At 70.7% G+C, this 12,250-nt stretch carries 12 protein-coding genes; 8 read left to right on the top strand and 4 right to left on the bottom strand.

The features are described from left to right. The first annotated feature begins 74 nt into the window (after positions 1 to 74). The 5 genes from HNR14_RS12345 (at position 75) to HNR14_RS12365 (ending at position 4,947) form a co-directional block, all read left to right on the top strand. Positions 75 to 932 (top strand): MmyB family transcriptional regulator, encoded by an 858-nt coding sequence (locus HNR14_RS12345; protein WP_179701294.1) that lies wholly within the window; start codon positions 75 to 77, stop codon positions 930 to 932. 88 nt (positions 933 to 1,020) lie between these two features. Next, positions 1,021 to 1,329: a helix-turn-helix domain-containing protein gene (locus HNR14_RS12350; RefSeq protein ID WP_179701295.1), complete on the top strand. Its 309-nt coding sequence runs from the start codon at positions 1,021 to 1,023 to the stop codon at positions 1,327 to 1,329. A 3-nt stretch (positions 1,330 to 1,332) separates the two neighbouring features. Further along, positions 1,333 to 2,682, top strand: a complete 1,350-nt coding sequence (locus tag HNR14_RS12355; protein WP_179701296.1) for a HipA domain-containing protein — start codon at positions 1,333 to 1,335, stop codon at positions 2,680 to 2,682. Between the two features lie 34 nt (positions 2,683 to 2,716). Next, positions 2,717 to 4,402, top strand: a complete 1,686-nt coding sequence (locus tag HNR14_RS12360; RefSeq protein ID WP_179701297.1) for an AMP-binding protein — start codon at positions 2,717 to 2,719, stop codon at positions 4,400 to 4,402. Positions 4,403 to 4,413: 11 nt separating this feature from the next. Then, entirely contained in the window at positions 4,414 to 4,947 is a 534-nt protein-coding gene (locus HNR14_RS12365) for a nuclear transport factor 2 family protein (RefSeq protein WP_179701298.1), read from the top strand. A 6-nt stretch (positions 4,948 to 4,953) separates the two neighbouring features. Here HNR14_RS12365 and HNR14_RS12370 read toward each other — a convergent pair whose 3' ends face one another. Next, entirely contained in the window at positions 4,954 to 6,612 is a 1,659-nt protein-coding gene (locus HNR14_RS12370) for an amidohydrolase (RefSeq protein WP_343064477.1), read from the bottom strand. Between the two features lie 165 nt (positions 6,613 to 6,777). On the opposite strand from HNR14_RS12370, the gene HNR14_RS12375 reads away from it, so the two are divergent. Further along, positions 6,778 to 7,455 carry a TetR/AcrR family transcriptional regulator gene (locus tag HNR14_RS12375; RefSeq protein ID WP_179701300.1) on the top strand — a complete coding sequence of 226 codons (678 nt, stop codon included), beginning with the start codon at positions 6,778 to 6,780 and terminating at the stop codon, positions 7,453 to 7,455. Between the two features lie 29 nt (positions 7,456 to 7,484). Next, entirely contained in the window at positions 7,485 to 7,922 is a 438-nt protein-coding gene (locus tag HNR14_RS12380; protein ID WP_179701301.1) for an MSMEG_6728 family protein, read from the top strand. Positions 7,923 to 7,935: 13 nt separating this feature from the next. On the opposite strand, the gene HNR14_RS12385 is transcribed toward HNR14_RS12380, so the two are convergent. Together HNR14_RS12385 and HNR14_RS12390 are read right to left on the bottom strand one after the other, a co-directional pair. Continuing rightward, positions 7,936 to 9,444 (bottom strand): carboxylesterase/lipase family protein, encoded by a 1,509-nt coding sequence (locus tag HNR14_RS12385; RefSeq protein ID WP_179701302.1) that lies wholly within the window; start codon positions 9,442 to 9,444, stop codon positions 7,936 to 7,938. Next, the gene (locus HNR14_RS12390; RefSeq protein ID WP_179701303.1) at positions 9,441 to 10,040 is read right to left on the bottom strand and encodes a TetR/AcrR family transcriptional regulator; all 600 of its coding nucleotides are present in this window, start codon (positions 10,038 to 10,040) and stop codon (positions 9,441 to 9,443) included. The genes HNR14_RS12385 and HNR14_RS12390 overlap by 4 nt, the downstream gene beginning before the upstream one ends. Positions 10,041 to 10,359: 319 nt before the next feature. On the opposite strand from HNR14_RS12390, the gene HNR14_RS12395 reads away from it, so the two are divergent. Continuing rightward, a complete protein-coding gene (locus HNR14_RS12395) occupies positions 10,360 to 11,115 on the top strand; it encodes an Ig-like domain-containing protein (protein ID WP_179701304.1) in 756 nt (251 codons plus the stop codon). A 15-nt stretch (positions 11,116 to 11,130) separates the two neighbouring features. On the opposite strand, the gene HNR14_RS12400 is transcribed toward HNR14_RS12395, so the two are convergent. Beyond that, positions 11,131 to 12,198, bottom strand: a complete 1,068-nt coding sequence (locus HNR14_RS12400; protein ID WP_179701305.1) for a LacI family DNA-binding transcriptional regulator — start codon at positions 12,196 to 12,198, stop codon at positions 11,131 to 11,133. Between the last annotated feature and the right edge of the window lie 52 nt (positions 12,199 to 12,250).

Here is a 12,250-nt window from a genome sequence, read left to right on the forward strand (position 1 = left end):
TCCCCCAGGCTCCGGTCGTCGGTGGGACCGCGAGTACCACCCAGCACGTCGCGACCCGACGTAGCCTGGACGGCGTGAGCGAATTCGCGCAGGTCCTGCGATCGTGGCGCGACCGCGTCGACCCGGTCGAGGCCGGCCTCCCCGCCGGTCCGGGCCGTCGCACGCCGGGCCTGCGACGGGAGGAGCTCGCGGCGCTCGCCGGAGTGAGCGTCGACTACATCGTCCGGCTCGAGCAGGGCCGGGCCGCGAACCCGTCGCCGCAGCTGCTCGGAGCGCTGGCGCGGGCCCTGCGCCTGACGGAGCAGGAGCGGGACCACCTCTACCGCGTGGCGGGCGCGATGCCGCCGCCGCGGGACGTGATCCCCCGGCACATCACACCGGGCGTGCAGCGGCTGCTCGACCGGGTCGGGGATGCCCCGATCGGCGTCTTCACGGCGGCGTGGGACGTCCTCCAGTGGAACACGCTCTGGGCGGCGCTGACCGGCGACCCGGCCGCCGCCGGGGGCATCGAGCGCAACCTCGTCTGGCGGCACTTCATGATCGGGCACGACGGCGTCGACTACGACGACGAGCACGATGCGGAGTTCTCCCGCGACCTGGTCGCCGACATCCGCGGAGCCTTCGGCCGCTACCCGGCGGACGCCGAACTCGCCCGCCTCATCGCGCGGCTGCGGGCGGAATCGCCGGAGTTCGCCGGGCTCTGGAGCGAGGCCGGGATCGCGGTGCACAAGTCGAGCAGGAAGACCCTGACGCGCACGGCGGCCGGCCCGATCACCGTCGACTGCGACGTGCTGACCGTCCCCGACGGCGACCTGCGCATCGTCGTCTACACGGTCGTGCCGGGCAGTGAGGACGCCGCGAAGCTGGACCTGCTCCGGGTGACCGGCACCCAGCGATTCGCGCCGGCGGCGTCTCAGAGCGAAATCGCCTGACGGTCGCTGCGATCCCCCGTCGTTGCCTTCTGTACGCGACAGTTCGGCGTATAGTTGACAGGAAAACACGTCACCGAGGAGCGCAGACATGGTCACCAGGCAGTCGCCGGCACGAGACCGGCTCCTCGGTGAGCTCGGCGCGAACATCGAACGGTGGAGGAAGCTGCAGGGACTCAGCGCTGTTCAGCTCGCCGAGCGTGCCCACGTCACGCGGGACACGCTGCGTGCACTCGAGCAGGGCACAGGCGCCCCGCGGATCGACTCCGTGTTCGCCGTGTTCACGGCGCTGGGCATCGCCAATACCGTAGTAGAGAGCACCGACCCCTGGAGATCGAACGCCGGTCGCGCGCTCATGGACGAAGAGGTCGGCGTCCAGCATTCGACGCGGAGGAGGTAAGCGGTGAGCTCCGAACGGATGAAATTGGTCGACGCCGTCGATGTCTACCTGGATGATCGCCACGGGGCGCCCATCCTCGTCGGTTCGCTGCGCGCCTCATTCATGGGGGGTCGCACCCTCGCCGGAAGCTCGTTCGAGTACGCGCCCGGCTACCTGGCACACCCCGATCGCTACGCGCTTTCGCCCGACCTGCCGCTCGTGGCCGGACGGCAGTTCTCCGGCGCCGACACGACGCTCTTCGGCGCGTTCGCGGACGCCAGGCCCGACGACTGGGGTGCCTCCCTCATCGACGCCGAGTATGCGTTGCAGCGCGATGCCGACGCTCCACGCGGGCTCGGGGAGTTCGACCACCTGGTGCAGCAGAACGACCTCACTCGGATGGGCGCCCTGCGCTTCACGACGACGGACGCGAGGCCGGTCGGCGAGCGTTGGCTCACCTCGGCGGCGCACACCGCCGCGAACCCGCACGACGTTCGCCGCATCGCCGAGGCCGCCGGCCGGTTCGAGGAGTACGAGGCGACCGACGAGGACATCGAGATCCTCGGATTCGCCGGCTCGAGCCTGGGTGGCGCGCGACCCAAGGCGTCGATCCAGGAGGCCGACGGCTCACTGTGGATGCTGAAGCTGCCCTCCAACCGCGACCGCCGCTCCGACCTGGAGGCATGGGAGGCCACCGCACTCGACATCGCCGCGCGGGCCGGGCTCCGCGTGCCGCGACGGCGGCTGATCCACCTGGCCGAGCGGGGGTCGTCGTTGCTGATCGAGCGCTTCGATCGCGACGGGGAGCCCGGAACACACAATCAGCGCAGGGTGGGATTCATCTCGGCGATGAGCGCCATGCAGCTCGGCCCACAGAACCAGCAGGCCACCTACGCCGACTTCGCAGACACCATCGACCACCTCGTGCCTGAGCACGCCACGCACGATCTGCGGGAACTGTTCCAGCGGGTGGCGCTCACCGTGCTCGTCGGTAACGCGGACGACCATTGGAAGAATCATGGCCTGGTGCGCCAGGATTCCGGATGGCGGCTCAGCCCCCTTTTCGACGTCAACCCGACCCGGGCAGGCAGGCGCGTCCGCTCCCGGCGGATCAGCGATCGCGACGACCCGGCGAACCGCGACATCCGGCTCCTGATCGAGACCAGCGACGTCTACCGCCTGAATGCGGTGGCCGCGGCCGAAGCACTCGTGCCGGTGGTGCGTGCCGTCGCCACCTGGCGCGAGACGGCGGCTCGCAACGGGATCGGCTCCGCTGAGATCGAGAGCATGGGTTCCGCCTTCGATGACACGCAGTTCGCTCACGCCGCCGCGTTCATCGCCACGGCGCCCAGCACCGCCACGACGCTCCCGTAGCCTCCCGGCCCGCGATGTGCGGCACACTGAGGAGATGACGTCCATGGAGAGCTTCCGGGCGGCGCGCGACACCCTGCTCGAGCACCGCACCGACGACCGCACCGCAGCTGCCGCCTTCGAATGGCCGGACGTCGGCGACCACTTCAACTGGGCGGTCGACTGGTTCGACACGATCGCCTTCGGCAACGACCGGCTCGGGCTCTGGATCGTCGAGGAGGACGGGAGCGAGACGAAGGTCAGCTACGACCAGATGCGGCAGCGCTCGGACCAGGTCGCGGCGTGGCTGGCCTCGACCGGTGTGCGCCAGGGCGATCACGTGATGCTGATGCTCGGCAACCGCGTCGAGCTCTGGGAGTCGATGCTGGCGATCATGAAGCTGGGCGCCGTGATCCTGCCCACCACGACGCTCCTGTCGAGCACCGACCTCGCCGACCGGCTCGAGCGCGGGCAGGTGCGACACGTGATCGCCGATGCGGCCGAGCTGGACAAGTTCGCCGGGATCGAGGGCGACTTCGGGCGCATCGCGGTCGGCGGTGCCGACGGAGGAGCGGGTTGGCGGGACTACGCCGAGTCGTACGACGAGCGCGACGCGCGGCCCCAGGTCACCGTGAGCACCGACGACCCGTGCCTCGTCTACTTCACCTCGGGCACGACCTCCAAGCCGAAGATGGTGGTGCACACGCACTCCTCCTATCCGGTCGGGCACCTGTCGACCATGTACTGGCTCGGCGTGCAGCCTGGAGACGTGCACCTCGCCATCAGCTCGCCCGGCTGGGGTAAGCACGCCTGGAGCTGCTTCTTCGCGCCGTGGATCGCCGAGGCGACGGTGTACGTGTACAACTACCGCCGGTTCGATCCCGCCGCGCTGCTCGCCCGCCTGGATGAGGCCGGGGTCTCGACGTTCTGCGCGCCGCCCACCGTGTGGCGGATGCTCATCCAGTCCACTCTCGGCCCGAAGCCGCGCGCGCTCCGCGAGATCCTGTCGGCCGGCGAGCCGCTCAACCCCGGCGTGATCGCGGCGGTCGAGCGGGCGTGGGGGCTGACCATCCGCGACGGGTACGGCCAGACCGAGACGACGGCCCTCATCGCGAACCCGCCCGGAGCCGCGGTGGTGCCCGGCTCGATGGGGCGGGCGCTGCCGGGAGTGGCGATCGCGATCGTGGACCCGCTCACCGGCGAGCGGGCGAGCGTGGGGGAGATCTGCCTCGACCTGTCCGTGGAGCCCGTCAACCTGATGGCGGGCTACCTCGGCGACGACGAGAAGACGGCGACGGCGCGCGCCGACGGCTACTTCCACACCGGTGACGTGGCCGAGCAGGCGGACGATGGCACGGTCACCTTCGTCGGCCGCACGGACGACATCTTCAAATCGTCGGACTACAAGATCTCGCCGTTCGAGGTCGAGAGCGTGCTGCTGCGGCACCCGGCGGTCGCCGAATCGGCCGTCGTGCCGGCTCCGGATGCGACACGGCACAGCGTCGTGAAGGCGTACGTCGCGCTCGCCGAGGGATGGGCGCCCGACGCCGAGACCGCTGCCGCGATCTTCGCGCACGCCCGCACGGAGCTCTCGGCCTTCGAGCGCGTGCGCCGCATCGAGTTCTTCGAGCTGCCCAAGACGATCTCCGGCAAGATCCGCCGCGTCGAACTGCGCGAGCGCGAGGAGGCCGCCTTCGACCGCGGCGAGGCGATCGACAGCGAGTGGCGCAGCGAGAGTGCGTAAGGCCCGATTGGTTGACGATCATCGAACAATTGATCTACCTTGATCGTATGACGATCATCGAACAATCGAAGGACGCGGTGACCGCGCCCTCCACCACCGCATCCCTCCAGTTCCTGACAGACAAGACCGCCATCGCGGAACTCGTCTTCACCGTCGCCCGCGCGATGGATGCCCGCGACTGGGAGCTCCTGGCCGCATGCTTCGCGCCGGACCCCGAAGGGGATTTCGCCACCGGAACCGTCAGAGGGCTCGCTGCCGTCCTCGACGAGTACAAGGCTTTCCTCACACCCCTCGACGTCACGCAGCATCTCGTCGGCAACGTGGTCAGTGCGCTCGACGGTGACAGCGCCACCTCCCATGCCACCTTCCAAGCCCAGCATGTGCGCACGGATGCCGACGGCAGTGGCCGATACCTTCTCGGTGGCGATTACGATGACATCCTCGTCCGAACCCCGTCGGGCTGGAGGATCCAGAAGCGCCGCGTCAGCGGACTGTGGAGCGCCGGCGACCCGACTGTCTTCGCTCGGCCGCTCACCCGCGCTTAGCGGTCGTCACTCGCGTCGGGCGCGCTCGTGGACGAGCCGCCCCTCCACCCAGGTCGAGCTCACCCCGGAGAGATGGATGGCATCCGCCGCGGCCTCGAACGGGTTCGGCTCGACCACGACGAGATTCGCGAGGTAGCCGGGCGCGATGCGCCCGGTGTCGTGGTCGCGGTGGTTCACATAGGCGGTGCCCGAGGTGTACGCGGCGAACGCGGTCTCGAGGTCGAGCCGCTGATGCGCGCCTCCGAGGGGCTCGTCGTCGCTCCCCGGAGAGACCCGGTTCACCGCGATGTGGATCGCCTCGAGCGGGTTCGCACTGGACACCGGCCAGTCGCTTCCGGCGGCGAGGCGCGCGCCGTGGCGGTGGAGATCGCCGAACGGATAGTGCCGGCCCTCCGCCTCCTCCTGGAGGAAGGGCAGCGTGAGCTGATCGAGCTGGGGCTCGTGGCACGCCCAGAGCGCCTGGAGGTTGGCGACCGCGTCCAGCGCGGCGAAGCGCGCGGTATCGTCCTCGGCGACGATCTCCAGGTGCGCGAGGTGATGACGGCCGTCGCTCACGCCGTTGGCCGCGCGAGCGGCCTCGACCGCGTCCAGCGCCTCCTGGACCGCGCGGTCGCCGAGCGCGTGGAAGTGCACCTGGAAGCCCTCGCGGTCGAGTGCGGTGACGTAATCCCGCAGCAATTCGGGGTCGATGAACGACAGCCCCACGTTGTCGGTGTCGTGACCGTGGCCGTCGCGGTACGGCGTCTTCATCGCGGCGGTGCGGTTCTCGGCCACGCCGTCGACCATGATCTTGACCGTTCCGAGCTGGAACCGGTCGCGGTCGTGGGGGGAGATCCCGTCGCGACGCGCGACCATCTCCGCCACCTGCTCGGCTCCACCGCTGCGCTCCCACCACTGCGCACCCACCACATGGGCGACGAGCGCGCCCTCGTCGAGCGCGCGACGGTAGGCGGCGAGGTTCGCCGGGATGCCGGCGACGCTGCCGATGAGGGCGTCCTGCCACCCCGTGATCCCGAGCGCGAGTAGTTCCGCCTGGGCGCGGAGCAGGCCGGCGTAGACGAGTTCCTCGTCGACCGGCGGGGCTGCCTCTGCGAACGCGTCGCCGGCGCCCTCGTGGAAGGTGCCGGCCGGGAAGCCGTCGGCCTCGCGCTCGATCCGGCCGTCGGCGGGGTCGGGGGTCGACGCGTCCAGACCGGCGAGCCGGATCGCCGCCGTGCTCGCCCACACACTGTGGTGGTCGCGGCTGCTCAGCAGCACGGGCCGGTCGCCGACGACGGCATCGAGAGCCTGCCGCGTCGGAGATCCGCCGGGGAAATGGTCCATCGCCCAGCCGCCGCCGAGGATCCAGCCCGCGGGATGGGTGGCCGCATACTCGGCGACGAGCTGCAGTGCGTGCCCGGCGTCCTCGGACTCGGCGAGGTTGCACTGCAGCAGCTCCAGGCCGCCGGCGACCGGGTGGATGTGCGCATCCTGGAACCCCGGCGCCAGCAGCGCTCCATCGAGCGAGACGACCCGGGTGGCGTCGCCGCGGTGGGCCTGCACCTCGGCGTCGGGCACGACGGCGGTGATGCGACCGCCGCTCACGATGACGGCGTGCCCCGCCACGGGAGCACCGGTCCCGGTGAAGATCGGGCCCCCGGTGAAGATGACGTCTGCTGCTGCCACTCGATCGCTCCCTCTCTTCGTCGAACGCGGATCCAGACGGATGCTATGGGCGCCCGACGGCGTTGTCAACAGTGTTGACATCCGGAGCCTCGTCCGTAGGGTGGGATCGAGCTGATCCCATGGGCGCTGCGAGATCGGCGAGGACGAAGAGAACGGCGAGGACGAATGGCACAGGCGGGCGCGACCAGCGGTGGCAGGCGTGCGCCCCTGACCCGGCAGCGCATCGTCGAAGCGGGGATGACTCTCGCGGCAGGCGCCGACGCGTCCGCGATCTCCGTCCGGAGCATCGGCGCGGCCCTCGGCGTCGATCCCACCGCGGCGTACCGTCACTTCCCCAGCAAGCAGGCGCTGATGGAGGCGCTCCTCGACGAGGTGCTCGCGCGAGCACTCGTCCGCGCCGATCCAGCCGGTGACTGGCGCGATCGGCTCCATTCGCTCGCGGTCGGCACCCTCGAGGCATTCACGCTCTATCCCGCGATCGCCGTGGAGGCGACGGTGCTGACGACGAACGGCCCGGCGGAGACGGAGACCGTCGAGTTCATCCTCGCCGCCTTCGCCGAGGCGGGTCTCGACGGCTCGGCGATGGTGCGCCACTACGCGCTGTTCTCGTCGTTCGTGCTCTCGGGTGCCGCGGGGATCGCGCACGCGCGCGTCGGGGAGGGGGGCTCCGGGAGCGGGAAAGAGGGTGCCCGGTGGCTGGAGCGTCCGCTGCGCGTCGACCCGGCTGAGCACCCGCACATCGCCGCCAGCGCGACCGAACTGGTCGCGCTCCGCGACGACGAGATCTTCCTCTTCGGGGTCGAGTCCATCCTGGACTCCGCCGAGAGGAACGCCACACGCTGAAGCGGGCCGGCGGGCGTACCGTGTGGCGCGTGCAGACCTTCCTCCCGTACCCGTCCTTCGCCGCGAGCGTGCGCGTGCTCGACCGGGCCCGGATGGGCAAGCAGCGGGTGGAGGCCCTGCAGGTGCTACGGGCGATCACCGTGCCCGGGTACGGCTGGCGCAACCATCCGGTCGCCAGGATGTGGCGGGGCTACCTGCCGGCGCTGACGAAGTACGCGATCGAGTCGGCGGACGCCTGGATCGAGCAGGGGCATCCGGACACGGTGCGCCCGCAGGTGATGGCGTTCGCCCCGGAGGTCGCCGGGCTCACCCAGGACGACCTCGAACTGCCGCCCTGGATCGGCGATCCTGAATTCCACCGCAGCCACCAGTCGAACCTGGTGCGGAAGGACCCGGAGTTCTACCGTCCGTTCTTTCCGGATGTACCCGACGACCTCGCGTACGTCTGGCCCGGCGCGACGCGGTGACCGGCCCGCGCGCTCAGGCCAGCGCGCGCACCGACGCGTAGCCGTCGGGCAGGAGGTCGGGGGCCGCCGGGTCGCCGCCGAACACGCGCGTGGCGCCCGGTGCCTCCGACCACGGACGCCACCCGGGCGCACCCTGGCGGACGAAGTCGACCGCCGCGGCGTGCAGGGCGGTCGCGAGCGGCTGCGGCGGGTTGTCGCCGGCGATGTGGTCGACCTTCTCCGCGTCGAGGCAGTCGAACCAGAACGGCACGTCGAGGCAGTGGACCGCCCAGCCGAAGGCCGGTGACACCCACGAGAAGCGGTAGACCCAGGTCGCGTGTCCCGCGCGGGCGTCGGCGACGCGCACGACCGGCGCGCGGAACATGCTGTCCGTCATGAAGCGGCCGAGCACGGCCGCGGTGCCTTTGCGTCGCTGCGGAGCGTTGGCGGCGAGGTAGGCCTTCCGGCGCGGCTTGTCGGTGAGCAGCTTGCCCAGGGCGATCCCGGCCGGGACGAAGCGGAGCTTGTTCTTCACGGAGTCGGTCGCCATCGTGAACTCGTCGTCGTTCGCCCCCAGCACCAGGGGCTTGTCGCCGCCGACACCGCTACGGAGGGAGTCGAGGGTGGGCTGAACGAGCAGGTCCCCGTCGATCATCGGGCCCCAGGGCAGGCCGTCCGCGAGCATGGCGGTGACGCCGGCCATGGGGTCGAGGTCGTCGGGGTTGGTGGCTGTGTCCTGGAGCTCGAGGATGCGCGTCTCGGGCACCGTCGCGAAACCGTCCCGGTTCGCCTCGACGCCGGCGAGACGTGCGAGGTTCTGGGCGATTCCCTTCGCCCGCGCCTCGGTGACATCGCCGACGGCGCCGGACAGGGACCACACTGCGCGGAAGAGGTGCTGCGCCGCGGGCATCCCGAGCAGCGTCAGCACCGCACCGCCGCCGGCGGACTGCCCGGCGATGGTGACCTGCTCCGGGTCGCCGCCGAACGCCGCGATGTTGCGCTGCACCCAGTCGAGGGCGAGCAACCAGTCGCGGACCCCGCGATTGCTGGGAGCACCCTCGATGTAGCCGAAGCCGTCGAAGCCGAGCCGGTACGAGAGGGAGACCGTGACCACGCCGTCCCGGTTGAATGCCCGGCCGTCGTACCAGGGGCTCGCGGGCGAGCCGGCGGTGTACCCGCCGCCGTGGATGTAGACGAGCACGGGGAGTGCCGCGGCGGGCTCCCCCGGGGCGGGCGTGTACACGTTGACGTTCAGCGTCGAGTCGCCGGGGATCGAGGGTTCGGGGATGAGGGTGATCTCGGCGAGCTGCTTGCGCTGCGGCGTCGCGCCGAGCTGAGTCGCATCCCGCACGCCCTCCCACGGGGCGACCGGGACGGGCGCCTCGAAGCGCAGCGGGCCGACCGGGGGCTCGGCGAAGGGGATGCCGAGGAACGCGGCGGACGTGCCGCGCCACACGCCGCGGACATCGCCCGCGTCGATCCGGACGACCGGTCCCGTCGGTGCGGGGCCGGTCGCGTCGACGTCGATGGCGGGATCGCTCATGGGGTGGTGCTCCGTTCCGGGGTGAGGACGCCGAGGGCCACGAGCAGTCGCTCGAGCTCCGACGCCATGTCGATGGTGGGCTCCTGCAGCCACACCGTCTGCAGGCCGTCGGCTGTGGCGTTCAGGATGGTGCCGAACGCGGCCGTGTCGAGGTCGGCGGGGTACCGCCCCGCGCGTTTGGCGTCGTCGACCATCCCGTCGAAGAGGGCGTGCATCGCGGCGCGTCGTGCGACGAAGAACCGGTGCGCGGGATGGGCGTGGTCGCTCGCCTCGGCGGCGAGGCGGGTGTACAGCTCGACGAGTCCGGGGACCTCGGCGTTGTGGCGCATCACGCGCAGGAAGACGCGGAACGGGTCGCCGGACGCGGAGCGGTAGGTCTCGAGATCGAGGTCGTCGCGCTTGCGCAGGATCTCGGTGAAGAGCTCGTCCTTGCTGTCGAAGTAGTGGAGCAGGCCCGCCTGGCTCAGCCCGGCGGCATCGGCGAGCTCCTTGACGGACGCGCCGCGGTATCCCTCCCGGGCGATCACCTCGAGCGCCGTCGAGAGGATCTCTTCGCGCTTGGCGACGCCCTTCGCGTATGAACCCCGTCGTGCCATGGGTCGACCATAAACCGAATGGCACTTGCTTTTCAATCGACGGTTCGTTGTCGCGGATGAATTGCGTAATCGAGCCGGGCCGACCACGGGCATGCGCCGAGCTCGATTTCGGAAACGTTCGCCGCGACTACGGAGGCCCATCCCTCGGCTGCGGAGATCGGGCGCGCGCGCCCCGATATTTGAGTGGTCCGGTGGGACCACGGGCCGTCCGCATACGTACCCCTCGTTCCGGAGGCCCACCCCATCACCGGATTCCGATTCTCGTTTCCTGACCCGCCGCGCCCCTCCGGCGCGCTGCGCCCTTCCGATTGGAACACTCATGTCCCGTGCCCTGCGCATCTCCCTCGTCGCGGCCGCTGTCGCCGTCACCGCCGCTCTCGCGGTCCCGTCCGCCGCCCTGGCCGCCAACGGCGATGGGCTCACTCTGACCTCTCCCACCCCCGGTGCCACGATCGCTCCCGGCCAGGTGTTCACGGGCAAAGCCGTCCCGCCGGCGGCCCAGCCGGGCGACGAGATCCGGCTGCACGCCTACCCGCTCTCGAGCCCGCCGGGGGAGACCTGCGCTCCCGAGTCGGTGGTCGGCAGCTCCCGTGTGGGAGCGGACGGCTCGTTCGCGATCACGATGGAGAAGTCCGTCCGTGATGGGTTCACGATCGCCACGGTCTGTACCGACGCGGCCAACGTGTCACCCGGGCTCCTCACGGTCGACAACCCGTTCACGCTGACCGCGCCCGCCGACGGTAACACCCTCCATGTCGACGATGCGACCGTCTCCGGAGTCGGCAGCCCCGGCTCCACGGTGATCGCGGTGGATGGCGACGGCAAGCCGATCGGCAGCGCTGTGGTGGCGGACGACGGCACCTGGACGCTGACCCTCACCGACGTCGTCCAGGGACCCCTGAACGTCACGTTCACCCAGGGCGCCAAGACCATCGACGCCGACTTCGTGATCGCCGCGGAGACGGAGTCCACCCCGCTGGTCGATCCGGCCATCGCCGGCGGAGCCCTCGCCCTGGCCGTGGCCGCAGCCGGTGCGGTCTTCCTCCGCCGCCGCAGCCTGAGCACCAGCGTCTAGGACGCACGGCTCCTCTTACGCCGGCGCCGCCCCCACCGACTCCCTGCTGAGAAGCCGGGTCTCGAAGACGAGGGCGGCGTCGGCGACGCGTTCGTCGCGCACGCGCTGCAGGGCACGCCGGGCCGCAGCCGCGCCGAGCTCGTAGATCGGCTGCTCCACCACCGTCAGCGGCGGGGTGGTGATGGCCGTCCACGCGGGGTTGTCGAAGGCGATCAGCGAGACGTCGTCCGGGATGCGGAGACCGTCCGAGCGCACGGTGCTGAAGACGGACATGGCGATGAGGCTGTCGGAGGCGATGATGGCGGTGACGGGGGGATCCTCCTGGAGGAGCTCGCGGGTCACGACGTCCACACCGCGCCGCCGGGCATCCAGCTGGATGTAGCGCTCGGGGGAGTCGATCCCGGCGGCATCGAGCGTCTCCAGGAAGCCGGTGACGCGGTCGGCGACGGAGGACATCGTGATCGCGTGGCCCCGCTGGTAGGTCGGCTGCGGGTACTCGTGGGTCGAGACGAACGCGATCCGCCGGTGGCCGTGGCGCAGGAGCTCCTCGGTCGCGGCACGTGCGGCCGACCGATTGTCGACCGTGACGGAGTCGTACCCCTCGCCGTTCGCCCGGCGGTCCAGCAGCACCAGAGGACGCCCGGCCCGGGCGGCGTTGCCCAGGTGCTCGACGTGCGCGGAGGAGGCGGGAGCCACGATGACCGCGTCGACCTGGTTGTCGAGCAGGACGTCCAGTGCAGCCTCCTCGGCCTCCACCGTCTCGTCGGAGTTGATGAGGATGACGGAGTAGCCGGCCTCGCTGGCAACGTCGGAGATGCCGCGCATCGCCACGGCGAAGAACGGGTTCTCGATGTCGCCCACGACGACCCCGATGGTGTTCGAGCGGCCGGTGTTCATCGACTTCGCGAGCGCGTTCGGGCGGTAGTCGAGTTCCTCTGCGGCCGCTAGCACGCGGTCGCGGACCGCCTGGCTCACCTGGCCGTACTCACCGAGCGCTCTCGCCGCCGTCGCCTTGGACACCTTCGCGACCCGGGCGATGTCCGCCACTGTCGCCGCACGTCTCGCCGGGTGCTGGGGGCTCATCGACGCCGCCTTCCGTTTCCATCTCGCCGCATATCGCAAACATCATCGTATT

This window comes from Leifsonia naganoensis, assembly GCF_013410615.1.
GTDB classification, from domain to species: Bacteria; Actinomycetota; Actinomycetes; order Actinomycetales; family Microbacteriaceae; genus Leifsonia; species Leifsonia aquatica.

Bases quoted from the DNA above. Each gene is read 5' to 3' on its own strand.
- HNR14_RS12350 (WP_179701295.1), top strand. From the start codon at position 1,021: ATGGTCACCAGGCAGTCGCCGGCACGAGACCGGCTCCTCGGTGAGCTC.
- HNR14_RS12360 (WP_179701297.1), top strand. From the start codon at position 2,717: ATGACGTCCATGGAGAGCTTCCGGGCGGCGCGCGACACCCTGCTCGAG.
- HNR14_RS12375 (WP_179701300.1), top strand. From the start codon at position 6,778: ATGGCACAGGCGGGCGCGACCAGCGGTGGCAGGCGTGCGCCCCTGACC.
- HNR14_RS12385 (WP_179701302.1), bottom strand. From the start codon at position 9,444: ATGAGCGATCCCGCCATCGACGTCGACGCGACCGGCCCCGCACCGACG.
- HNR14_RS12390 (WP_179701303.1), bottom strand. From the start codon at position 10,040: ATGGCACGACGGGGTTCATACGCGAAGGGCGTCGCCAAGCGCGAAGAG.
- HNR14_RS12395 (WP_179701304.1), top strand. From the start codon at position 10,360: ATGTCCCGTGCCCTGCGCATCTCCCTCGTCGCGGCCGCTGTCGCCGTC.
- HNR14_RS12400 (WP_179701305.1), bottom strand. From the start codon at position 12,198: ATGAGCCCCCAGCACCCGGCGAGACGTGCGGCGACAGTGGCGGACATC.